Here is a 23,287-nt window from a genome sequence, read left to right as displayed (position 1 = left end):
CAAGACGAGGAGACGGACGCCGTGGCGATCCGCCAGCTCAGCCCAGAGACGATCAATCGTATCGCAGCTGGCGAAGTCGTCGAGCGGCCGGCGAGCGTCGTCAAGGAACTCGTTGAGAACGCCATCGACGCCGGCGCGACGCAAATTGAAATCGTCGTCGTGGGCGGCGGCCTGTCGCTGATCCGGATAACCGACGACGGCTCGGGCATGAGCGCTGAGGACCTGACGCTTTCCGTCGAACGGCACGCCACTTCGAAACTCGACGAAGAAGACTTGTTCGCGATCCGCTCGCTCGGGTTTCGCGGCGAGGCGTTGCCGTCGATCGGCTCGATCGCGCATCTCGAAATCAGGTCGCGGGCGCGAGAGGCCGAGCAAGGTTTCGCCGTGCTGGTGATTCGGGGTGCGAAGTCGCCCGTTCGACCGGCCGCCGTCAATCCGGGGACCATCGTCGAGGTTCGCGATCTCTTTTCGGCGACGCCGGCGCGCCTCAAGTTTCTGAAATCCGAACGCTCCGAGGTCATGGCCGTCACCGATGTCGTGCGCCGCCTCGCCATGGCGCATCCCGATATCGGTTTCACGCTGCAGACCGGCGACAAGAAGCCCATGACCTACGCCCGTGGCGAGAGATCGTCTGCTGCGTGGCTCGAACGTATCGGCGCCATCATGGGCCGCGACTTCTTCGCGGATGCGCTGGAAGTGTCGGGCGGTGGAAGCGGCGCGTCGGCGCCGATGCGCGTCTTCGGCTTCGCAGGCCTTCCGACGCTGCACCGGCCCGACAGCACGCAGCAGTTCCTTTTCGTCAACGGACGGTCGGTGAAGGACAAGCTGCTGATCGGCGCCGTGCGGGCGGCCTACGGCGATCTTATTCCGCGCGGGCGGTCACCGCTTCTGGCGCTGTTCCTCGACGTCGCGCCGGGCGATGTCGACGTCAACGTGCATCCGGCGAAGGCCGAGGTTCGCTTTCGCGATGCTGGCCGCGTCAGGGCGCTGATGGTCGGCGCGCTGCGCCAGTCGTTGGAAGCGGCCGGGCACCGGGCATCGGCGCGCGGCGGCGTGCTGACGGTCGAAAATTTCTCAGCCGGAGTGCTGCCCAACGCCGAGGCGTCTTCGTCGTTCGGCTTCGACAGCGCTGGGCTTGTAAGCGGTTTCAGCGAGGCAGCGCAGGCGCCGTTTGCCGTTCTCGACGCGCCAAGCGGCGATGTTCGCGCGATGGAGGGGGCAGCGGCGGAGGCGAGCCTCGACCGCCCGCTGGGTGCTGTCCGCGCCCAGGTGCATGAGAACTACATCGTGGCGCAGACTCGCGACGGCCTGGTCATCGTCGATCAGCACGCTGCGCACGAGCGCCTTGTCTACGAAAAGCTGAAGGCGGCGCTGGCCAATGGTGGCGTCGCGACCCAAGGATTGCTCATCCCGGCGATCGTCACGCTCGATGCCGATGATGCCGAACTGCTTCAGGGCAGCGCTCAGGAGCTTGCCGAACTCGGGCTCGTTCTCGAAGGCTTCGGCGAAGGCGCAGTCGCGGTCAGAGCCACGCCGGCGCTGCTCGGTGAGACGGACATCGAAGGCCTCGTCAAAGACCTCGCCGCCGAATTGCGCGCTAACGGCACGGCGCGAACGCTGAAAGACCGTCTCGACAGCGTCGCCTCGCGTATGGCCTGCCACGGTAGCGTGCGCTCAGGCCGGCGCCTGACGGCCGAAGAGATGAACGCGCTGCTCCGGCAAATGGAAGCGACGCCCTATTCGGGTCAATGCAATCACGGACGCCCTACCTACGTCGCGCTGAAACTATCAGACATCGAGCGCCTGTTCGGACGGCGTTGAACGCGGCCGAGCAGGCCGTCGTCATTCTCGGCCGAGCGCGGGTGCGCGGCCGGGGATCCAGCGCAAAAAGCGCCGAGGGCTCAAAATCATCGACTCTCTCGTTGAATCCCCGAGCGGTCCCGCAGGCTCGTCCGCTCGAGGATGGCGATGTCTGTGCTCAGTGATCGTCGCCGTCGTTGGCGCTTTCGGCGTTGAGCTGGCCGTAGTTCTCGACGCCGATGCTGCCGAGAAGTTCGAGCTGCGTTTCGAGGAAATCGATGTGACCTTCCTCATCCTTCAACAGGTCTTCGAACAGCGCCATCGTCACGTAATCGCCGAGGTCGCGGCAGATTTCGCGTGACCGCTTGTAGTAGTCGCGCGCGATGTGCTCGCCCTTCAAATCGCACTCGAGAACTTCCTTGATGTGCTCGCCAATCATCAGCGGCGCGACATGCTGCAAATTCGGATGACCCTCGAGGAAGATGATGCGGTCGATCAGACGATCGGCGTGATGCATCTCTTCGATCGATTCTTTTCGCTCCTTCTTGGCGAGCTTTTTGTATCCCCAGTTGTCGAGTAGTCGAAAATGCAACCAATATTGGTTGACTGCGCCGAGTTCGAGTTTCAGTGCCTCGTTCAAGCGCGTAATAACGTCCGAATTGCCCTTCATGCGCCGCTCCAGCCTCTCATTTGCGATTGCCCCAGGCCTAAGGCCAAAGGCGGTCGAAACCAATGAGACACAACTAGCGGATTGGACAGCGGATCGCCAGGGCCCCGAGCATCATTCGGGATTCTTCTCGCAGGAATTCAGACTCTTGCGTTACGCGACGCGGCGCGCCGTACGGCTTTGACGGTTGTGCTGTGCCGCATCGATGCGGCGCTGGCGCTGCTCGCGCCGCTCCTCGATGCGCACGAGCTTGGCACGGGCTTCAGCAAGCGCAAACGGGCAGACGCGAGTGTCTTTGGCGAGCGTGTCCATGGCGGCATAAATCGCAGCCACAGTAACGGGAGCGCACGTGCAGCAGTTCATCTTTTTGTTGAGATGGCGGAAGACGACGCCCGGGGTCGGCAGCAGCCCGGGTCCGGCGCTCATGATCTCGGAAACGGCAATCTCGATATCCCGATCGGAGATAACGGCGCACTGGCAAAGAATCACGTCACGGCTCCAATCAATCGGGGTTCAAGGCCCCGGCATCGGACACTCAAGCGGGCAGGTCGGCATAGTTGTGCGAAAAAGTATACTTTCGTCAAGTGACCTTTTCGCACAATGGACATAGTACGTGCGGCAGCAAATTCCAAACCCCAGTAACGGCAATATTAATCTGCCGATTTTTGCGCGGCGATCAACCGATTTGCCGCAGTTAAACCTCAGCGGGGATATCGACCAGCGGCGGTGCCGGGCATCAGGTTAGAATTCTGAATTCGCTAGCGTTTTTCGTGAACCAAGGGTGTAAAGCGCAGGAAGCGCACTTCGGTTTCGCCCCAGGTTCGCGAATCGAGCGTGCTGAACTCGGGCGGAATGGCGCTGGTCGCACCGGCCTTTTCTTCGAAAATGGCGATCGCGCCGGGTATCAGCCAGCTGCCCGTAGCCAAGCCCGCGAGGGCCTTTTCGCCAAGCCCCTTGCCATAAGGCGGATCGAGGAACGCGAGGCCATAGGGCTCGACATTTCCGGCTGGACCGAGATCGGTCGCGTCGCGACGGAAGATGCGCGTTTCGCCGGTCAGGCCGAAGGCTTCGACGTTGCGTCGGATCAGTGCCCGGGCGTCCGCGGCTTCCTCGACGAACAGGCAGTAGCTGGCCCCGCGCGACAGCGCCTCGATTCCGAGAGCGCCCGTACCGGCAAAGAGATCGATCACCCGCCGCCCGGCGATCGAGAATTCTCCGAGGCCGTGAGCCAAAATGTTGAACACGCTCTCGCGGACACGGTCTGAAGTCGGGCGAATGCCCGCATCGTCCGGCGCTACCAGGGGGCGGCCGCGAAACCTACCGGCAACGACCCTCATGCGTCGCCGGCCTTGCTGGCGGCCTTGCCTCGGGCATGCCGCGCCTTGCGGTCGACCTGGCTCTCGGAAAGGCCGAACGTCTCGGCCGCTCGCGGGCCGAGCTGCGCGGCGAGCACGCGCCGCTTCACCGCTTCGACCGCGCCGGGTGAGAGATCGAGAAGCTGAAACGGGCCGAATGACACGCGGATCAGGCGGTTCACGACGAGGCCGAGGTGGGAGAGGACGTTACGGACTTCGCGGTTCTTGCCTTCGCGAATGGCGATGGTCAGCCACGTGTTGGCACCCTGTACGCTGTCGACGGCTGCCTCGATCGGCCCGTAGTTAACGCCGTCGATCGTGATGCCGTCCTTGAGCTTGGTGAGATCTTCCGCGGCCACCCGGCCCTTGGCTCTGACGCGGTACCGCCGTACCCAACCATTGATCGGAAGTTCGAGGTGGCGGGCCAGTTCGCCATTGTTGGTTAGCAGCAGCAAGCCTTCGGTATTGAAATCCAACCGGCCGACCGAAATGACGCGCGGCATTTCCGGCGGCATTTTTTCAAATACGGTCGGACGCCCTTGCGGGTCGGAATGCGTGGTGACGATACCTTTCGGCTTGTGGTAGCGCCAGAGCTGCGGAGGCCCGGCCGTCGGCAGCGGCTTGCCATCGACGAAGATTTTGTCACTCCCGCTGACTTCTACGGCAGGGGTTTTGAGCAGCTTGCCGTTGACGCTGACGCGGCCGTCGGCGATCCAACGCTCTGCCTCGCGGCGCGAGCAGAGGCCTGCGTGCGCCATCGCCTTGGCGATGCGCATCGGGCCGTCTCGACTTTCGGCTCGGCTTTCCAGGGCGCGCGGTTTGGAACTGACGGGTGATTTGGACATGAATGATCAGATGCCTTCGAACGACGGAGCGAGCTTATGACATCGACCGGCGCCGTAAGCCATATGGCGCTTGCGCTTGCTGAGGCCCGCGCGGCCGCGGCACGCGGCGAGGTGCCGGTCGGTGCGGTCGTCGTTTCACCCACGGGCGAGGTGCTTGCGGTCGCGGGAAACCGGACATTGGAGCTTCGCGATCCGACGGCGCACGCAGAAACGCTGGCAATCCGCGGCGCCTGCGCGGCCATCGGCTCGGAACGGCTTATCGGCTGCGACCTCTACGTCACGTTGGAGCCTTGCCCGATGTGCGCGGCGGCCATTTCATTCGCACGCCTGCGGCGTCTCTACTACGGCGCCAGCGACCCGAAGGGCGGCGGCATCGAGCAGGGCGCGCGCGTTTTCAGCCAGCCCACATGCCATCATGTGCCGGAAATCTATCCCGGTATCGCGGAGGTAGAGGCGGCATCGTTGCTCAAAACTTTTTTCGCCGAACGCCGCGAACTATGAGGCTTACTCCTGCTTGCGGCCTTTGCGTGCCCGCGCCAACAGGCCTCGCCGCCTCGGCTCTTGCGGTGGCACGTCGAGGCCGGACTGCGTGTCCGGCGACGCGAGTTGCGGCAGGGTTTCGACCGAAAGAACCCGCGCCAGCTGTTGCTTCAGCCGCTCCTTCGCCGGCTTCGACGCCGCAAGAATCTCGTCGAACTTCAGGAATTCGAGCGCCTGATATTTACTCGTGCCGGCTCTGATCAGGATATCGGGCTGGGCCGACTTCAGCTTTTCCTTGACGATCGTCGCTTCAAACAGGAATGCGCTGGCGAAGAGCGCTTCGAGAACCGTCGGCGTCGAACGCCTCGGATCGGGCACGGGCGCGCCCGAAACATCGATGGCGACGATAATGTCCGCCTCGCCAATGAGCAGATCGAACGGCAAGGGATTGGTCAAGCCGCCGTCGATCAACGCTCTTCCGCCGGTGACGACGGGTTGGAAGATGACCGGCAGCGCCATACTGGCCGCGACTGCCGGCCGAAGCAGACCTTCCGTGAACACCCTCGGCTCCTGATCGTAGAAATCGGAGGCGACGATCTTCAACGGAATGTCGCATTCGGCGAAAATGGTCTTTGCGTTTTTCGGCAGGATCAAGTCCAGCACGACGGCCGGGTCCAAGATGGCGCTGCGCGCCCCGAGCACGTTCATGATCCGCTGGAACGGCTGCCCCGTTGCTGCGAACAGGTTTCGAGCCAGTCCGAAACGCTGGGAGAGAATATCCCTCGTATGCGCGCGCAGTTCGCGCCCGGAAATTCCAGAGGCATAGGCCGCGCCGTAGATCGCGCCGATCGACGTGCCGGCGATGATGCTGGGTTTGACGCCGAGTTCGTCGAAGGCCTCGAGCATCGCGATATGCGCGAGACCGCGCGCCCCCCCGCCGCCAAGGGCGAGCCCGATTGTCGGCGTCCGCGCCAACGGCTCGCTGTGGATCGGCAATCGTTGAGGCGTGCGAGCGGTCATGGCTGATCTGCAATCCGTTGTCCGCTCAAACGCAGGAACATCCGTTCAGGCTTTACTTCGTTGCAAGGCGCGCCAGCCGATGTCGTTGCGATAAAATCCGCCCGGCCAGTCGATCTTGGCGATCGCGGCATAGGCGGCGGCCCGCGCCTCGGCAACATTGCGCCCGCGGCCCGTGACATCCAATACGCGTCCGCCGTCGGCAACAAGGCGCTCGCCGTCCCGGCGCGTACCGGCGTGAAAAATTTCGACATCTGGTGTAGCCCTCGCCGCGTCCAGACCTTTGATCTCGGTGCCTTTCATCGGTTTGCCGGGATAGCCGTTGGCCGCCATCACCACCGTCAATGCCGCGTCATCGCTCCAGCGAAGATCGAAATTCGAAAGAACGCCGTCGACGGTTGCCAGTAATGCGGCAAGCAGATCGGATTTGAGGCGCATCATCAATACCTGCGTTTCCGGATCGCCGAAGCGGACGTTGAATTCGATGAGCTTCGGCCCCGACGCCGAAATCATCAAGCCCGCGAACAGGACGCCTTTGAAAGGCATGCCGCGCGCGGCCATCGCCTTCACCGTCGGTATGATGATCTCGCGCATGACTCGGTCTGCCATTTCGGGCGTGACGATCGGTGCCGGTGAATAGGCGCCCATGCCACCGGTATTCGGGCCAGTGTCGCCGTCGCCGGCGCGCTTGTGATCTTGCGCCGAGGCGAGCGGCAGCGCCGTCACGCCGTCGCAAAGCGCGAAGAAGCTCGCTTCCTCGCCCTCTAGAAATTCTTCGATGACTATCTCGTTGCCAGCCGTGCCGAAGACGCCAGAGAGACACGCTTCGACGGCGGCCTCGGCTTCTTCCCGTGTCGTCGCTATGATGACGCCCTTGCCGGCCGCCAGTCCGTCGGCCTTGACGACAATCGGCAGGCCTTGCGACGCGAGGTAGGTCTTGGCGGCTTCTGGGTCCATGAAGCGGCCGTAGGCGGCCGTCGGAATGTTGGCCGTGCGGCAGAGGTCCTTGGTAAATCCTTTCGAACCTTCGAGCTGAGCAGCGGCGCGCGTCGGGCCGAAATACTTGATGCCGGCCTCGCCGAGCGCGTCACCCAGTCCCGCAACGAGCGGCGCCTCGGGACCGATGACCACCAGCTCGATGCGTTCGTCGCGGCAAAACGTGATGATGACGTCGTGATCGGCAGGATCGATCGGGATGCACTGGGCGACCTCGGCGATCCCGGGATTACCGGGCGCGCAGAAGAGCTTGGTCAAGAGAGGGCTTGCGCTCAACGCCCAGGCGAGCGCGTGCTCGCGGCCGCCCGCGCCAATCAGCAAGACATTCATCAGGTCGCCTGTTGCAATTCGTGCTTTGGTGTAGCATCGAACGCGAAACAGACAAGTCGCTCAAACAAAACAGCAAGCCATTGAATTCAACCAACCAAGCAAGTGACAACCGGCCGGGTGCCAACGCCCCGGAATTTTCGGTGTCCGAACTTTCGGGCGCCATCAAGCGCGCGCTCGAAGACGGGTTCGGCTACGTCCGCCTGCGCGGCGAAATCTCGGGCTATCGCGGGCCGCACTCGTCCGGCCATTGCTATTTCGCTCTGAAGGACGACAAGGCCAAGATCGATGCTGTGATCTGGAAGGGCGCTTTCGGTCGGCTGCGTTTCAAGCCTGAGGAGGGCATGGAAGTCGTCGTCCACGGCCGCATCACGACGTTTCCTGGGTCTTCGAAATATCAGATCGTCATAGAGGCGCTCGATCCGGCCGGCGCCGGCGCGCTGATGGCGTTGCTCGACGAAAGAAAGCGCAAGTTCGCCGCCGAAGGGCTTTTCGAGGAGGCGCGCAAGAAGCCCCGCCCGTTCCTGCCGAAAGTCGTCGGCATCATCACATCCCCGACCGGCGCAGTGATCCGCGACATGCTGGCTGGATTCCACGAACGCTTTCCGACATGCGTGCTGCTTTGGCCGGTGCGGGTACAAGGTGAAGGCAGCGCCGCAGAAGTGGCAGCGGCGATCCGCGGCTTCAACGCGCTTCAAGCGGACGGGAAAATTCCGCGACCCGACGTACTGATCGTAGCGCGTGGCGGCGGCAGCCTCGAGGATTTGTGGAGCTTCAACGAGGAAATCGTCGTGCGTGCGGCGGCCGAGAGCCATATTCCGCTGATTTCCGCTGTCGGACACGAGACGGACTGGACGCTGCTCGATCTCGTCGCGGATGCTCGCGCCCCCACGCCGACCAAGGCCGCCGAGTGGGCAGTGCCGAAATATTCCGAACTGATCGAGACGCTCGACAAACTTCAACTGCGCAAACGGACGGCCGTGCGACGCCTGCTCGAAAGCGTTCGCACACATCTGAAGGCGGCCTCCCGCGGCCTGCCAACGCTCGATGATCTGGTCGCCATGCCGCGTCAGCGTTTCGATGCGATCGACCGGCGTCTGTCGCGGGCGCTTCTTGCCAATGCGCGGGCGCATGCGACGAAATTGGCGCGCATCTCGGGGCGTCTATCGACGGCGCCTCTGGCCCAGAGGTTGGCCCGCCTCCGCGAACGCCTCGTCGCGGTCGAGAGGCGCGCCGGGCAAGCGTTGCTCAATCGCGTGGCGGTGCGCCGCAGGGTGCTTGATGGAAAGAGCGCACTCCTCAATTCCTTGGGCTACCAAAGCGTTCTATCGCGCGGCTTCGCACTCGTGCGCGACGAGGCAGGACTTATGGTCAGGCACGCGCGATCGGTTGCTGCCGGTGCCGCGTTGAGCGTTGAGTTTTCGGACGGCCGGGTCGGCGTTGTGGCGGACGGCGGCGGAACGGCTGAGCCGGGCGAGGCGGCAACCGGCGGCGGGTCCAAAACGCCGCGCCCCAAGGAAAGTAGGCGCGGCGGACAGGGCTCTCTTTTTTAGTGATTTTGGGCTAGAAGGATAGCAATAAGCCTGCCGAGTTCTTATGCAGTGCGTGGCATGAACCGCGCATATCGGCGGGTCTAGGGAACGGCGTCCCGGGAAGCTTTATGAATCGTATTGAGAAATTTTTTGGCGTTCGTAACGAAGCCAAGCTTCGATTTTTGGATGGCGAATTCGAAGTGCTGTCGCCCGGCGAGTACGTCCGTTGCGCCGTCACCGGAGAGCCGATCGCGCTTGCGGATTTGCGCTACTGGAGTGTCGACGCGCAGGAGGCTTACGCTTCCGCTGCAATCTCGGTGCAAAGGTATTTGGATTTGCGGGCACGCCAGACGGGCTGATGCGATTAGCGCGCGATGGCGCGTGCGATCATGGTCGTCAGGATTTTCAAGTCCGCATCCTCGATCACCGTTTCAATCGCCAGCGCCGCTGATCGCTTTGCAAGTTCTGCGCGACGGCCGGATGCTCCCATAAGCCGGACGAGATCTTTTTCCGTGGTGACAAGACTTGCCTCGTTGCGGCTCGCGGCGTCGAGAAGACTCTCGGCTTCGGCATTGCTGAAGGCGTGATGATCGGCGAACGTGTGGCGCTCGACGATGTCGGCGCCGAGGTTGTTGAGCATTGAAAAAAAGCGCTGAGGGTTGGCAATCCCCGCGTAGGCGACGACCCTCCGACCTTTCATCTCGGCGGCGGCAGCCGTTGCGCGCGTCTCGGCTTTGATGAATGGAGCATCCGTCATCCCGCGCAAGGCCATGATAGCCAGCGTGTCGCCGGAGTCCGCGCGGCCGGTCGTGACGATCAGGTCGGCAAGACTAATTTGCGCCGCGAGGGGTGCACGCAGCGGCCCGGCCGGAATCACGTAGCCGTTGCCGAAGCCGCGATCCCCATCGACGACGGCGATCGAAATGCTTTTTGCAAGCGCCGGATTTTGCAGTCCGTCGTCCATGATGATGACGGCGTCACGCGGGGCGCTGGCCTCGATCGCTTCGGCGCCTTTGCGGCGGTCGCGCGAAATGACGGTCGGCGCGTGACGCGCCAGCAGCAGCGGTTCATCTCCGACCTCACCAGCGGTGTGCATCGCCGGCTGGACCCGCAGCGGACCTTCGTGCGTTCCGCCATATCCGCGAGACAGAAACCAGGGCTCTCGTCCGAGGCCGGAAACGAAGCGGGCGATCAAGATGGCGAGCGGCGTTTTTCCCGATCCGCCGGCCGTGAAATTTCCGACGCATATGACCGGGACCAGCGCGCGATAGGGCTTCGCACGGCGCAATCTCGCCTTTGCGATCTCTCCGACGAGCGCCCCGATCGGGGAAAGTAGCGTCGCCTGCCAGTGCGGCGCGGTGCCATACCACCAATCGGGTTCGCGACTACGCAAGCTCACATCCTTTTCTTCTCGAGCAGCGGCTGGATGGCGTTGAGCGTTTTTTCGAGCGCGCCTCCGAGCGATTGCAACGCGCGTTCGGCCCCGGCGCGCATGCGCTTCGCGGCGATCTGATCCCTGAGAAGCATCGTGACGTGCCGCGCAATATCGTCGGACGAACGGACCTCGATGGCTCCGCCTTCGCGAAACAGCGCGGCATAGGCTTCGCGAAAGTTGTGAGTGAACGGTCCGGTCAATACGCAGGCGCCGTGACCGACAGCCTCAATGGGGTTTTGTCCGCCGTGCTCGACGAGCGATCCACCAACGAGGGCGACGGGTGCAATCGCATAAAACGTTCCGAGTTCGCCGATGCTGTCGGCGACATAAATTTCCGTCTCGGGTTCGGGGTCTGGCGACTTGGACCGCAGCTGCGTCTTGAGTCCAAGGCCCCCGAGCGTTGCGGCAAGCCCGCCGCCGCGTTCGGGATGGCGCGGCACGATGATCGTCAACAGGCCTTCGATGTTGCTGCGCATCAGCGTGTGTGCCGCCGCGATCACCGTGTCTTCGCCGGGATGCGTGCTGGCAGCCAGAAAGACGGGGCGTGCTCCGACCGCGCTCTTCAGGCGCGCGAGCACGGCATGATCGACGGGCGGTGGCGGGGAATCGATCTTGATGTTGCCCGCGATGATGATGTTCGGTGCACCGAGGCGTTTGATGGCACGCGCCACCTGGGCATTCTGCGCAAGCACGGCCGCAAAGCGCGAAAACAACGGACGGCCGAATTTCGCGAACTTGCGCCAGCGGCCGATGCTCCGCGGCGACATTCTGGCATTGACGAGCACAAGCGGAATTTGCCGCTCGGCAGTCCCGAGAACCAGGTTCGGCCAGATGTCGGACTCGGTGAATATCGAAAGCGCCGGCTTCCAATGATCGAGAAATCGAGAAACGTATTGCGGAATGTCGAGTGGGACGAATTGGTGAAACGCCCGATCCGGGAGACGGCTGCCCGCGACGCCAGCGGACGTTGTCGTGCCCGTCGTCAGCAGAACGTGGATGTGCGGATTGGCATCAAGCAAACCTTCGATGAGCGGAAGGATGGCGTTCGTTTCGCCGACGCTCGCCGCATGCATCCAGACGACCTGACCAGCGGGACGCGGGCGCCCCGCGAAGCCGAGGCGCTCTCCACGCCGGCTTACGTCCTCCTTGCCTTGGCGGCCGCGGACGTTGAGCAGCAGCGGCACGGCGGGCCTCAGTACGGAGGTCGCGGCGCGGTAGGTTTTGAGCGCCAGGCCCGGTTCGGGCGGAGAAATCGCTGCAAGTTGATCGAGCGGCGTGGCCCTGTGCAGATCGCCCCCAGAGAGTGCGTACGCTTTCGTGGTTGCGGTATTGAGCGCGGCTTCGAGTTCGAGACGTTTGGCCTCGAGTGTGGCGGCGTCAGCGTCGCGGGGAACCTCAATAGGATCGCCGACGACGAATGCGAGATTCGAATAGGGGAGGTTGACGGTAATCCGGCTCCACGTATCGAACGAGGCGAAATGCTTCGTAGAGACCGCCACCGGAACGATGGGCCGGCCCGACATGCGCGCGATCGTTACGATGCCGGCGCCCGCAACACGCGCTGGTCCCGGCGGAACGTCCGCGGTCATGACAAGTGAATACCCGTCCGCAAGCGCGCGGAGTGATGCGCGCAGCGCAGCTGCCCCTCCGCGATCACGTTTGCGCTTGCCCGCGCCGGCACCGCGTATCAGTTCGACGTCGATCGCCCGTAATGTTTCACTGATCAGTTCCGCGTCGCCGTGCCGAGCGACCATCGCCGCGACTTTGATGTTCTCGGGGCGAAGTTCGGAGATCATCATGAATTGGCCGTGCCAGCACCCCACGATGCAAGGATGGGCCTGGATAAGACGGTCGGCGAGATCTGGCGGGTCGTTGATGATATTGGACGAACTGGCAACATGGCGTACGAAACCCGCCAGCGCTTTTCCCCCGTATCGCAAAAGCGTCTTCTTAGTTTCGGCCATACGATGGCGCTGCCTTTTTGTAACTGTAGCAAGGCCTTGCGGCGCACGAAGCGGTCGCTATCCAAAGCCCTTGCGGCCTGTAGCTATAGTGAATACTTAGCAAGTTCAATTGGATTGGATCACGCGCTTTGGCGAACAAACCACTGAATAGCACCTTCTGCGCCCGCGCGGTCAGGCTCCGAATCGGGGCATTCTGACAGCCCCAAATGGCCAGCCTCATTAAACAAGCTAAGCGCGGTCTGCGCCGGAAGAGCGGTGCTCTGCTGCACCGGGTCGTCCATTCGTCCCCGTCCTGGGTGCGGTCGAGGTTCGCGCCTGTCCTATGCTATGCGGAAATGCTGTTCATAGATTACGGGTTTGTGCGGCTCGTTTATAATAACAGGCATCGCATCACGCAGGATGCCTGGCGCTCCGCTCAGCCGGCGCCTCATCACGTCCGCTGGCTCGCCAGACACGGCATCAAAACGATCGTCAACCTTCGCGGCGAACAAACGTTCGGAACACGCTGGCTGGAGCAGCAGGCGTGCGCGCGTCATGGCGTCAAGCTCGTCGATTTGGCCCTGAGGTCTCGTGCGGCGCCGACACGTGCGCAGTTCAAGGCCATCAGGAATTTGCTGGCGAACGTTGAATATCCAATCCTTGTACATTGCAAGTCGGGCGCCGATCGCGCCGGTGTGATGGGGCTGATGGTTCGCCATGTTCGCGACGGCGTGCCGATCCACGAAGCGAGAAACCAGCTATCGTTGCGGTACGGCCATTTCCGCAATGCCGACACCGGCATCCTCGATGCGGTATTCGATCGCTACCTGGAAGATTCGGCTATGACGGGCATCGAATTCTGGGACTGGGTCGACAAGGTCTACGATCCCGACGAGATCGCTCATTCGTTCAAAGCGCGTGGCTGGGCAAACAGGCTGGTCAACAACTTGTTGAAACGCGAGTAGACCGCCTTTGTCTCAACTGGCGAGCGCATGGCTCGAACGGTTCAAGCGCGAATAGGGGCCGTTACGGGTGAGAAGCTCGGCATGGGTGCCGCGCTCGACGATGGAGCCTGCTTCCATGACGCAGATCATGTCGGCGCTCTGCACCGTCGACAGCCGATGAGCGATGACGAGAGTCGTACGGGTGCGCGTGAACGTGGCGAGCGCTTCCTGTACGAGTTGCTCGCTTTCATTATCGAGCGCACTCGTGGCTTCATCTAGCAGCAGAATGGGCGCGTCCTTGAGTATCGCTCGTGCCAGCGCAAGCCGCTGACGCTGGCCACCGGATAGCCGGCCGCCCCTGTCGCCGATGATCGTCTGATAGCCTTGCGGTTGGGCAAGAATGAAATCGTGCGCCGCCGCCGCCTTCGCGGCTTCGATGATGTCGCTTTCGCTGGCGCGAAGTCGTCCGAGGGCGATGTTGGCGGCAATTGTATCGTCGAAGAGCGTGATGTCCTGACTGACGATCGCAACATGGTCGCGCAGTGAGGCGAGCGTCACGTCCTGCACATTTTGGCCGTCGATGACGATCGCCCCTTCGGTCAAGTCGAAGAGTCGCGGCACCAGATTGACGATGGTCGACTTGCCGCCGCCCGAGCGGCCCACGAGCGCGACGGTGCTGCCGCCCGGCACGTCGAGCGTGAAATTGGAGACGGCGCGCTCTTTCGAGTGCTTGTCGTAGCTGAACGCGACGTCGCGGAAGGAAATCGCGCCTTTTGAGATTTGAAGCTCTTTGGCGCCGGGCTTGTCGGTAATCGAAGGCTTTTCGTCAAGAAGACCATAAAAGCTTTCTGCCGCCGCGATGCCTTCTTTGACGCGGCCTGCGAGATTTCCGAGCGCGCGGATAGGCTGTGCTGCCATCAGCAATGCCGTTATGAAACCCATGAAATCGCCTACGGTCGAAATGCCGGTCGAAATCCGTAGAAAAGCGAATCCGACGACGCCCGCGACTGCGAGGCCTCCTAATGCTTCAAGGATAGGATCCATGCGGGCGCGTGTGCGCACCGATTTCATTTTTAGCCGGTAAAGATCCTCGAAACTTTTATCGAGCCGCGCCGCAGCGTAGTCCTCGAGGCGAAACGACTTGATGAGACGCGCGCCCGATAGCTTCTCCGACAACAGCGATGTCATGTCGCCGAGGCCGCTTTGCGTGCGCTTTGCAACGCGGCGCAGACTGTCGCTGATGGTCGCGACGGGAAGGGCTGCGATCGGATAAACGCCGAGGACGATGAGTGTCATCGCCCAGTCGAGATAGAACATAGCCCCGACGAGGGCCACGACGGAAAAGAGATCCCGCAAAAACGAATTCAGCCCGGAGGACAATGCGGTTTGGATAAATCCGATGTCGTTTGTCAGCCGCGACATCAGCCGGCCCGGCGTCTCACGCGAGAGACGTGAGAAATCCGAGTTGATAAGGTGCCTGAAGGCAACCTTCTGCATGTCCGAGGTGAGCCGCAGAATGACGCGGTTCGACGCGACAGCCTGCAAATAGAGCAGTGTTGCCCGTGCCAAGGTAATGCCGATGATTGCCGCAAGAACCCACGGCAACGCCCCCGAGTGCTTGCCGCCCATAAGCAAGTCGAATGATTTCTTGATGATCGCCGGATAACTGCCGGTCACACCGGCAAGACAGACCGTCAGAAACAGCGTCCAGACGAGTTCCAGCCGCCGTGGCCAAACCCAATCCATGACGAAGCGGTGGAGCAGCGCGCGCGAGGGCGCATCGAGCCGCAGCCGTGCGCGTGGTCGCTTCTCGGCTTTATGGGGATGCGAACTCACGATGTGGGCGTCGCTTGGCGGACCGGGCTCGAACCGTTCGGTTCGAGCAGGCGATGGAGGTGGACGATGAAATACCGCATCATCGCGTTGTCGACCGAGCGCTGGGCCGCTCCCTTCCAGGCGGCGTAGGCGCTTTGGTAGTCGGGGTAGATCCCGACCACGTCAACGCTGCCGAGATTGCGAAATTCGTGGCCGTCGAGCGACTTCAGCTCACCGCCGAACACAAGGTGAAGAAGCTGCGGCTGTGAGTCCGGGGAAGAGGCGGGCCGTTGCAATTAGTCTTCTCCTGAAAGATTGCCGCTGCGCTGTTGGCAGAAAGCCCAAGCCGCGAGTGACGTCAACCGCTTGAGAGTGCGGGAACTCGACGCCGGCCGTCCGAAGTTGAAACGTCACTTTAAGCATATTTTCACGATACAATTTAAGCCTATTGGAAGACAATCCTGTTAGGAATTGAAGCCAGGCTGCACCAATAGCCGCTCGAAAAAAGTCAACAGGCGAGACGTAACGGCGCGGCGCGAGTGGTTCAAACTCGCGCCGTTGCTGTGCGGCGAACTGTCGTCGTGTGACGTGTGTTCAGCCGAGGCCCGCGAACCACGAAAGCGCCTTATCGGCCAGCAATCCCAGGAATACCGCCAATCCCACATCACGATTGGACTGAAACCGTCTGAGGCAATTGGCGGAATCGTGAATGTCGAGCGTCGCGACCTGCCAGGACATCTGCAGAAAGACCAGTGCGACGGCGAGAAAATAGACGAGGTGGGCACCGGCCAGGGCTCCGGCGATCAGCCAGAAGATGGCGGCCAGCCCGTACAATGCCCCGACAAACGAAACTGTATTGTCTCCGAATTTCAGCGCCGTCGAGCCAAGCCCAAGTAGCGCGTCGTCCTCTTTGTCCTGATGGGCGTAGATCGTGTCGTAGCCGATGGTCCAGAGCACGCATCCAGTGAAAAGCACCAGCGCCGGCAAGCCGAGCGAGCCCTTGACCGCAGCCCAACCGACAAGCGCACCCCAGCTGAATGCGAACCCGAGGACCAGTTGCGGGTAGGGGATCAACCGCTTGGCAAAGGGATAAGCGGCGACGACCAGCAGGGACGAAATGGCCAGCCAGATCGTGAACCAGTTGAAATTGAGGACGACGGCAAGACCGACACAGGCCGTCGCTGCGACGAAAACTAGCGCCGCTTCCGGCGATACCTGTCCTGAAGGGATAGGCCGATTCGCAGTTCGGTAGACCTGCGCATCGATGTCGCGGTCGATATAGTCATTGTAAGCGCATCCCGAGGCGCGCATGGCCAGAGCGCCGATGGCAAACAGGACGAGATAACCGAAGTTGAGAAAAGTCTGGCCCAAATCGATCTGGGCGAGCGTTTGCGACCACCAGCACGGGAAAAGCAACAGCCAGGCGCCGATTGGCCGGTCGAAGCGGCCGAGCCTCAGATAGGGACGCCATGATTCGGGCGCCCACCGGTCGACCCAGTTCGACGGCGGCGCATCGGCAATCGGCGAAACCTCTATCTCCATAGTGGCGGACGTTCCTCGGCGGTTTATCGAAAACGCTATCCTGCGGTGCAGCGCTGTGCAACGCCGACCATCTCCAGCAAAGCCGTTTGACTGGATACAAAGCTCCGATAAGACCGGAACATGGCAATTCGCGACCTAGCATCGGAACGGCTCTTTGTAGAGAGCGGCCTTTCCGCCGGCCAAACAGTTGAGCTCACCGAGGCTCAGGCTCGCTATCTGACCACCGTACTGCGCCTCAGACAGGGCGCCGAGGTCCTCGTTTTCAATAGCCGGGACGGCGAATGGCTTGCGGCTCTCGGCGAAGTCAAAAAGCGTGGTGCGACGCTGCGGCTTGAGCGTCAGGTTCGCCCGCAGGAGGGCGGCCCTGACATTGACTATGTCTTTGCGCCGCTCAAGCGGTCACGCCTCGATTACATGGTGCAGAAGGTGACGGAAATGGGCGTCCGTCGTCTGCGGCCCGTCATCACGGAACGAACGATCGCGGAGAGGGTCAACACCGAACGGATGCGGGCCAACGTCGTCGAGGCGGCCGAGCAATGCGGCGTTCTTCGAGTCCCTGAGGTACATGAGCCCGTCCGGCTGCAGGATGCCCTGACCGGCTGGGATGCGACCCGAAAGCTCATCTATTGCGACGAACACGAAGACAACGCCGATCCCGTCGAATCGCTGGGCCGGATAGAGCCGGGCCCGCTCGCCGTCCTGATCGGGCCCGAGGGCGGGTTCTCGGCAGGCGAACGCCAGCGACTTCTCGGCAAGCCGTTCGTCGTTCCCATATCGCTCGGCCCGCGAATCATGCGCGCCGACACGGCGGCGGTCGCGGTGCTGGCGCTGACAAATGCCGTTCTTGGCGACTGGCGGCGGCGCTGAGGCGCACCGCCCTTGCCGTCGATGTCATGCCCCGCCATAAGGCTGAAGCCGTGCGGGCGCCGCCGCGGGTGCAATCAGGAATGGGCCGGGCCGGTCAAGCATGTCAACGCGAGAACAAGGGTCGCAAAGCGCGACGATCGAAACGCGCGATGATCTCGTGCGCTGGATCGCGGCCGGCGAGAAGCCCAGATCCGAATGGCGGATCGGCACCGAGCACGAGAAGTTCGTCTTCCGGACGGGATCGCTTGCTCCGGTTTCCTATGATGGCCCGGACGGCATCCGCGCGCTGATGCAAGAGCTGATCCGGCGTTATGGCTGGATCGCCATCCGCGAAGGCGACAACGTCATCGCGCTAAGACGGCCGGATGGAGAAAAAGGCGGCACGATCAGTCTCGAACCGGGCGGACAGTTCGAACTCTCGGGAGCGCCGCTCGAAACGCTGCACGAGACGGCGGCCGAGACGGACGAACACCTGCGCGAGGTCATCGACGTCGGCGAAGATCTCGCGATCGGCTTCCTCGGCATCGGATTTTCGCCGAAGTGGCGTCTCGACGAAGTGCCGCGAATGCCGAAAAAGCGTTATCAGGTGATGACGCGCTACATGCCGACCGTCGGCAGCCGCGGCCTCGACATGATGTACCGAACGGCGACGGTACAGGTGAACCTGGACTATGGTTCCGAAGCCGACATGGTCAAAAAGCTGCGCGTCTCGTTGGCATTGCAGCCGATTGCGACGGCGCTGTTCGCCTCCTCGCCATTTACGGAAGGCAAGCCGAACGGTTTTCAATCGATGCGCAGCGAAGTCTGGCGCGATACGGATAAGCGTCGAACGGGAATGCTTCCGTTCGTATTCGAACCGGGGATGGGGTACGAGCGCTACGTGGAATACGCGCTCGATGTGCCGATGTACTTCGTCTATCGCGGCGGCAACTACATCGACGTCGCGGGCGCGTCGTTCCGCGATTTTCTAAACGGACGCCTCAAGGGCTTCGAAGGCGAACGCCCAACCGCCGACGACTGGTCCGATCACCTGACAACACTTTTTCCCGAAGTTCGCCTCAAGCGATTCCTCGAAATGCGCGGCGCCGACGGCGGTCGATGGGGAACGATTACGGCGTTGCCGGCCTTCTGGACCGGCATTCTTTACGACGAGACGGCGCTCGACCAAGCCTGGGAGATGGTGCGAGACTGGACGGCCGACGAACGCGACAAGTTGCGCAACGACGTGCCGAAGTCGGGGTTCGGGACGCGCTTCCGATCGACGAGCGTTCGCGACCTCGCCCGACAGGCCCTTCGCATCTCGCGGTTGGGGCTCAAGAATCGCGGGCGCCTCAATTCGCGGAAGCAGGACGAAACGGTCTATCTGGCGCCGCTCGAACAGATTTCGGATAACGGCCGGACGTTGTCAGATGAGTTTCTGCGCCGCTATTCCGGCGACTGGAACGGCAACATTGACCATATTTTTGAGGAATTTGCCTTCTGAGTGCTTGCGAGCAGGCTGCATAGTCATGCGGTCCGGTTCAGCCATTGTTCATGGTCGAGTGGTTAGCACGCAACGTTTGACCCGGGCCCGCAGTCGGGAGTGAGGAGGCGGCACATGTCGCGCGTCGCATCGCTGTTGAAACGCGCGTCGGGTGCAGCCGTCTCCGGACTTGTCATGTTGGCCGCCTTCGGGGCGAGCCATGCGAACACCGATCCCTGCGTGGATGGGTGCCGCGGCGACCACAACTCTTGCCGAATGACGACGAAGCTCTTGTCGTCGCCAAGATGCGATGCGCAACTCCAATCCTGTATTACCCGGTGCTTCCGCCGAAGCGGACCTTCATCCCGTCGTGAGCCGATGGGCCGCGAGCCCATGGGTCATGAACCGCAGGGCCATCAACCATCCGGCCGCGATCGCGGTCGCCACTAGCGAGATTTTCGTAAGAAGGCGATGCAACGGCCTCGGCCCGTATTGCGGGCCACCACCGCACATGCGAAAATGCTTAACGGCAGCGGTCCTCTGCCGCGACCCGCGTCCGGGCCCTTTGTCTGGCGGTTCCGTCGAGCCGTTCTGAAATCGAGAGAGACCTGGGACGCAAGGTCAATACCGGGCGACCGGCGCTAAGAGGTCGGGCGATGCCGTACATTGAATTCCCTGAGCCCGAAGTCGGCGTTCTTCGCCGGCGGCCACTCATCATCGAGGGACTGCGGAACCGTGTCGGCATGGATGTGCTGATCGTCGACGAGGATGGCCGGCGCGCCTACGAGACGGATGCGTTCACGGCCTACAGCTGCATGCCGATGCTGGTCGTCCTTCCGCGTACGACCGAAGAAGTCTCGAAGATCCTCAAATACTGCCACGAGAACGATGTGAAGGTCATTCCGCGCGGAGCCGGAACGTCGCTCTGCGGCGGAGCGCTGCCGAGCGAGGACGCGGTCGTCCTTTGCATTTCGAAAATGAACCGCGTGCTCGAGATAGACTTCGCCAATCGGTTCGCACGTGTCGAAGCCGGCATCACAAATTTGGAGATTACGGCGCGCGTCGCGGTGCAGGGCTTTTTCTACGCGCCCGATCCATCCTCGCAGCTAGCCTGCACACTTGCGGGTAATCTCGCGATGAATTCGGGCGGCGCCCACTGCCTCAAGTACGGCGTGACGACTCACAACGTTCTCGCCGTGAAGATGGTGTTGATGGATGGCACTATCGTCGAAATCGGGGGAACGACACTTGATCGTGGCGGATACGACCTCCTGAGCTTTGTCATTGGGTCGGAGGGCCAACTCGGCGTCATCACCGAGGCGACCGTCAAGATCATCCGGTCCGCCGAAGCCGCAAGGCCGATGCTGATCGGCTTCCGGTCGCCGGAGGCTGCCGGCAGCTGCGTCGCGGCGATCATTGCGGCCGGCATCATTCCCGTTGCCATCGAATACATGGATCGCGCCGCGACCGAAGTCTGTGAGGCGTTTGCCGGCGCCGGATATCCGCTCGACGCTGAAGCCTTGCTGATTGTCGAGGTTGAAGGCTCTGAAAACGAAATCGGCGTTCTGCTCGGTCGCATCGCGGAAATTGCTGCGAGGTTCGATCCGAAAACCGTGTCGATCAGCTCGAACGCGGAACAAAGCGCGCGCATTTGGGCCGGGCGCAAGGCCGCGTTCGGAGCCATTGGCCGTATTTCAGATTATCTCTGCATGGACGGCGTCATTCCGCTGAGCCAGCTGCCGCACGCGCTGACGCGCATAAGCCAGATCTGCGCCGAGCACGGCCTGAGAGTTGCGAACATCTTCCACGCCGGCGACGGCAATCTCCACCCGCTCGTTCTCTACGATGCCAACAGCCCCGATGAAGCCGACCGGGCGGAAATTGCGGGCGCCGCTATTTTGCGGCTCTGCGTCGAGCTTGGTGGCTGTCTCACCGGCGAGCACGGCGTCGGCATCGAGAAACGCGAGCTGATGGCGACGCAATTTACGGCAACCGACCTCGACGTGCAGATGCGCATCAAGAGCGTGTTCGATCCGGGATGGCGGCTGAACCCGGCCAAAGTTTTTCCACTAGACGCTAGCGAGAGCCTGCGCGCCGGGCTCGCCGCACGTGCACCCGAGGCGGCGTAACGCATGGTGCAATCGTGACGGAACTCTTGCGACCCGCAGCCGAATGGGAGCTGCAGTCGATGATTGCCAAGCTCGCCAGTCAGAAGCGGGACATGGAGGTCGTCGGCCACGGCGCGTTGCGCAATGCCGGCCGCACCTCCAAGGCCGATGTCGTGTTGTCGACGTCCGGGCTCAAAGGCGTGACGCTTTATGAGCCGACCGAAATCGTCATGTCGGCGCGTGCTGGAACCGCCGTCTACGAGATCGAGGCCATACTCGCGGCCCGTGGACAGATGCTCGCCTTCGAACCGGTCGATCTCGGACCGGCGACCGGTGCTCCGGGTGGCGCGTTGTCGATCGGCGGCGTCTTTGCGACGAATTTTTCGGGCTCCAGACGCATCGCGGCGGGAAGCGCGCGGGATAATTTTCTGGGCGTCAGGGCGGTCAACGGCCGTGGCGAGCTTTTCAAATCAGGCGGGCGCGTGATGAAGAACGTCACCGGCCTCGACGTAGCACGCGGCTTGACCGGCAGCTGGGGAACACTTGCGGTGATGACCGAGGTGACATTTAAGGTCGCGCCTTTGCCGCAAACGATGGTGACGCTTGCGTATACCGGACTGCCGGACGACCTTGGCATCGAAGCCTTGACTGTGGCGATGGGAACGCCGCTTGAAGTCTCGGGCGCCGTGCATCTGCCGAAGAACTGCGCATCCCGACTGAGGCAGGCGAAGCTCAAAGGCATAGATGAGCCGGTGACACTATTGCGGCTCGAAAATTTTTCGGCGGCCGTCGATGAGCGCAAAGAGAAGCTGAAAGCCGCGCTGAAAGTTTACGGACATCCGATTGAACTCGATGCGGAGCAAACCTGGAGTTTGTGGAGCGAGTTCAGGGCGCTTTCTGTCATGCCCTTTTCCAACGAAACGAGCCTGTGGCGAATTTCGGCGCTACCGACAAAAGCGGCCGAGATCGTTTTCGCGATCCAGAAGTTCATGGACGTCGTTGCGTTCTACGACTGGGCGGGAGCGCTGATATGGCTTGAAGTTCCGGTAGCGGCCGATGCCGGGGCCGCCGACGTGCGCCGAGCTGTATCGGTCCGCGGAGGTCATGCAACCTTGATCCGGGCGCAGCCGGAGGTCAGAGCCAGCGTCGACGTCTTTGAGCCGTTGAAGCCGGAAATCGAACGATTGACACGCGGTATCAAGTCCGCGTTCGATCCGGACGGACTTTTGAACCGCGGGCGTATGTACGCCAACATCTAGACGTAAGGCCCGCAGGCAACGAACCCGCACAGTTAGGCGCGATGCACACCAGCTTTTCCAAAGCGCAGCTCGAAGATCCGCAGATAGCGGAGGCAGACAGCATTTTGCGCCGCTGCGTTCATTGCGGACTGTGCACGGCGACGTGCCCGACCTACGTCGTCCTCGGCGATGAGCGCGACAGTCCGCGCGGTCGCATCTATGCCATCAAGGACATGCTCGAGCGGGGACTGGATTCCAAGCCCGAAGTCTCGACGCATATCGATCGCTGCCTTTCGTGCTTCTCTTGCATGACGACATGCCCGTCCGGCGTCGACTACATGCACCTGGTCGAGATCGCGCGCGAGCACATCGAAAAGACCGGCAGCCGTAGTCTCAAGGATCGTATGATCCGACGGGCGCTGACGGCGATCGTGCCCCATCCGCGCCGCTTCCGATTGGCTATGCGGGCGGCGCCGCTTGGACGGCGACTGTCCAAGACACTACGGGCCCTGAAGCTTCCGGAACTCGCCGCGATGATCGACTTGGCACCGATCGAGGGGCCGCACGCGGGGCGTTTTCGCGGACCGGGTACGGCAAAGCCGACAGGAGTACGCACGGGCCGTGTCATACTGCTCGCGGGTTGCGCGCAACAGGTTCTGAGACCGGAGATCAACGACGCGACGATCCGACTCTTCGCCCGTGGCGGCATCGATGTTGTTGTCGCGGCGGGCGCCGGCTGTTGCGGAGCTTTGAGCCAGCACATGGGCCGCGGGGCCGAGGCGATCAAGGCCGCGAAGATTAACGTCGACGCCTGGAGCAAGGAAATTGCCAAGGGCGGCATCGACGCCGTCATCATCAACACGTCGGGTTGCGGCACGACGGTCAAGGACTACGGCCATCTTCTGGCGCATGAT

21 protein-coding genes are annotated in these 23,287 nt (G+C 62.3%); 10 read left to right on the top strand and 11 right to left on the bottom strand.

Annotation, left to right across the window (positions count from 1 at the left end; all coding sequences use genetic code 11):
- Positions 1-21 precede the first annotated feature (21 nt).
- A complete protein-coding gene (gene mutL / locus VN623_RS05560; protein WP_325568966.1) occupies positions 22-1,821 on the top strand; it encodes a DNA mismatch repair endonuclease MutL in 1,800 nt (599 codons plus the stop codon).
- Positions 1,822-1,978: 157 nt separating this feature from the next.
- Here mutL and bfr read toward each other — a convergent pair whose 3' ends face one another.
- The 4 genes from bfr to VN623_RS05540 form a co-directional block, all read right to left on the bottom strand.
- Positions 1,979-2,470, bottom strand: coding sequence for a bacterioferritin (gene bfr / locus VN623_RS05555; RefSeq protein ID WP_325568964.1), 492 nt, complete (start codon positions 2,468-2,470; stop codon positions 1,979-1,981).
- Positions 2,471-2,620: 150 nt separating this feature from the next.
- Positions 2,621-2,956 (bottom strand): hypothetical protein, encoded by a 336-nt coding sequence (locus VN623_RS05550; RefSeq protein WP_325568962.1) that lies wholly within the window; start codon positions 2,954-2,956, stop codon positions 2,621-2,623.
- A gap of 269 nt (positions 2,957-3,225) precedes the next feature.
- Positions 3,226-3,804, bottom strand: a complete 579-nt coding sequence (gene rsmD / locus VN623_RS05545) for a 16S rRNA (guanine(966)-N(2))-methyltransferase RsmD (RefSeq protein ID WP_325568960.1) — start codon at positions 3,802-3,804, stop codon at positions 3,226-3,228.
- Positions 3,801-4,598 carry a pseudouridine synthase gene (locus VN623_RS05540; RefSeq protein ID WP_325568958.1) on the bottom strand — a complete coding sequence of 266 codons (798 nt, stop codon included), beginning with the start codon at positions 4,596-4,598 and terminating at the stop codon, positions 3,801-3,803. The genes rsmD and VN623_RS05540 overlap by 4 nt, the downstream gene beginning before the upstream one ends.
- A 105-nt stretch (positions 4,599-4,703) precedes the next feature.
- Here VN623_RS05540 and VN623_RS05535 point away from each other — a divergent pair, with 105 nt between their 5' ends.
- Complete coding sequence (locus VN623_RS05535) at positions 4,704-5,168, top strand: nucleoside deaminase (RefSeq protein WP_325568956.1); 465 nt, start codon at positions 4,704-4,706, stop codon at positions 5,166-5,168.
- A gap of 3 nt (positions 5,169-5,171) precedes the next feature.
- Here VN623_RS05535 and VN623_RS05530 read toward each other — a convergent pair whose 3' ends face one another.
- Entirely contained in the window at positions 5,172-6,167 is a 996-nt protein-coding gene (locus VN623_RS05530) for a patatin-like phospholipase family protein (protein WP_325568954.1), read from the bottom strand.
- Between the two features lie 45 nt (positions 6,168-6,212).
- Positions 6,213-7,490, bottom strand: a complete 1,278-nt coding sequence (gene purD, locus VN623_RS05525; protein WP_325568952.1) for a phosphoribosylamine--glycine ligase — start codon at positions 7,488-7,490, stop codon at positions 6,213-6,215.
- Between the two features lie 140 nt (positions 7,491-7,630).
- Between purD and xseA the strand changes: the two genes are divergently transcribed.
- The gene (xseA, locus tag VN623_RS05520) at positions 7,631-9,040 is read left to right on the top strand and encodes an exodeoxyribonuclease VII large subunit (protein WP_325568950.1); all 1,410 of its coding nucleotides are present in this window, start codon (positions 7,631-7,633) and stop codon (positions 9,038-9,040) included.
- A 107-nt stretch (positions 9,041-9,147) separates the two neighbouring features.
- On the top strand, positions 9,148-9,378 hold the full coding sequence (locus VN623_RS05515) for a DUF2093 domain-containing protein (RefSeq protein ID WP_325568949.1): 231 nt from the start codon (positions 9,148-9,150) through the stop codon (positions 9,376-9,378).
- A gap of 5 nt (positions 9,379-9,383) precedes the next feature.
- Here VN623_RS05515 and lpxK read toward each other — a convergent pair whose 3' ends face one another.
- Positions 9,384-10,418, bottom strand: a complete 1,035-nt coding sequence (gene lpxK, locus VN623_RS05510) for a tetraacyldisaccharide 4'-kinase (RefSeq protein WP_325568947.1) — start codon at positions 10,416-10,418, stop codon at positions 9,384-9,386.
- The gene (locus VN623_RS05505; RefSeq protein ID WP_325568945.1) at positions 10,415-12,418 is read right to left on the bottom strand and encodes a glycosyltransferase N-terminal domain-containing protein; all 2,004 of its coding nucleotides are present in this window, start codon (positions 12,416-12,418) and stop codon (positions 10,415-10,417) included. The genes lpxK and VN623_RS05505 overlap by 4 nt, the downstream gene beginning before the upstream one ends.
- Before the next feature lie 335 nt (positions 12,419-12,753).
- Between VN623_RS05505 and VN623_RS05500 the strand changes: the two genes are divergently transcribed.
- A complete protein-coding gene (locus VN623_RS05500) occupies positions 12,754-13,362 on the top strand; it encodes a fused DSP-PTPase phosphatase/NAD kinase-like protein (protein WP_325568943.1) in 609 nt (202 codons plus the stop codon).
- A 12-nt stretch (positions 13,363-13,374) separates the two neighbouring features.
- Here the strand turns inward: VN623_RS05500 and VN623_RS05495 are convergent, their stop codons facing one another.
- The 3 genes from VN623_RS05495 to ubiA all read right to left on the bottom strand — a co-directional run bounded on the left by VN623_RS05495 (position 13,375) and on the right by ubiA (position 16,698).
- Entirely contained in the window at positions 13,375-15,177 is a 1,803-nt protein-coding gene (locus VN623_RS05495; RefSeq protein WP_325568941.1) for an ABC transporter ATP-binding protein, read from the bottom strand.
- The gene (locus tag VN623_RS05490; protein ID WP_325568939.1) at positions 15,174-15,452 is read right to left on the bottom strand and encodes a DUF4170 domain-containing protein; all 279 of its coding nucleotides are present in this window, start codon (positions 15,450-15,452) and stop codon (positions 15,174-15,176) included. Before VN623_RS05490 ends, VN623_RS05495 begins: the two co-directional genes overlap by 4 nt.
- Positions 15,453-15,750: 298 nt before the next feature.
- On the bottom strand, positions 15,751-16,698 hold the full coding sequence (gene ubiA, locus VN623_RS05485) for a 4-hydroxybenzoate octaprenyltransferase (RefSeq protein ID WP_325568937.1): 948 nt from the start codon (positions 16,696-16,698) through the stop codon (positions 15,751-15,753).
- A 120-nt stretch (positions 16,699-16,818) separates the two neighbouring features.
- On the opposite strand from ubiA, the gene VN623_RS05480 reads away from it, so the two are divergent.
- The 5 genes from VN623_RS05480 to VN623_RS05460 all read left to right on the top strand — a co-directional run.
- Positions 16,819-17,565, top strand: coding sequence for a 16S rRNA (uracil(1498)-N(3))-methyltransferase (locus VN623_RS05480; protein WP_325568935.1), 747 nt, complete (start codon positions 16,819-16,821; stop codon positions 17,563-17,565).
- Between the two features lie 100 nt (positions 17,566-17,665).
- On the top strand, positions 17,666-19,048 hold the full coding sequence (locus VN623_RS05475) for a glutamate--cysteine ligase (protein ID WP_325568933.1): 1,383 nt from the start codon (positions 17,666-17,668) through the stop codon (positions 19,046-19,048).
- Positions 19,049-19,683: 635 nt separating this feature from the next.
- Entirely contained in the window at positions 19,684-21,156 is a 1,473-nt protein-coding gene (locus VN623_RS05470) for an FAD-binding oxidoreductase (protein WP_325568931.1), read from the top strand.
- A gap of 14 nt (positions 21,157-21,170) precedes the next feature.
- The gene (locus VN623_RS05465) at positions 21,171-22,394 is read left to right on the top strand and encodes an FAD-binding protein (protein ID WP_325568929.1); all 1,224 of its coding nucleotides are present in this window, start codon (positions 21,171-21,173) and stop codon (positions 22,392-22,394) included.
- Positions 22,395-22,435: 41 nt separating this feature from the next.
- Positions 22,436-23,287: 4Fe-4S dicluster domain-containing protein (locus VN623_RS05460; protein WP_325568927.1), on the top strand; the 852-nt coding region annotated here is incomplete at its 3' end.

This window comes from Hyphomicrobium sp. (genome assembly GCF_035572195.1).
In the GTDB taxonomy this organism is placed as follows: Bacteria; Pseudomonadota; Alphaproteobacteria; order Rhizobiales; family Hyphomicrobiaceae; genus Hyphomicrobium_B.
This window is presented reverse-complemented; position numbering and strand designations above follow the sequence as displayed.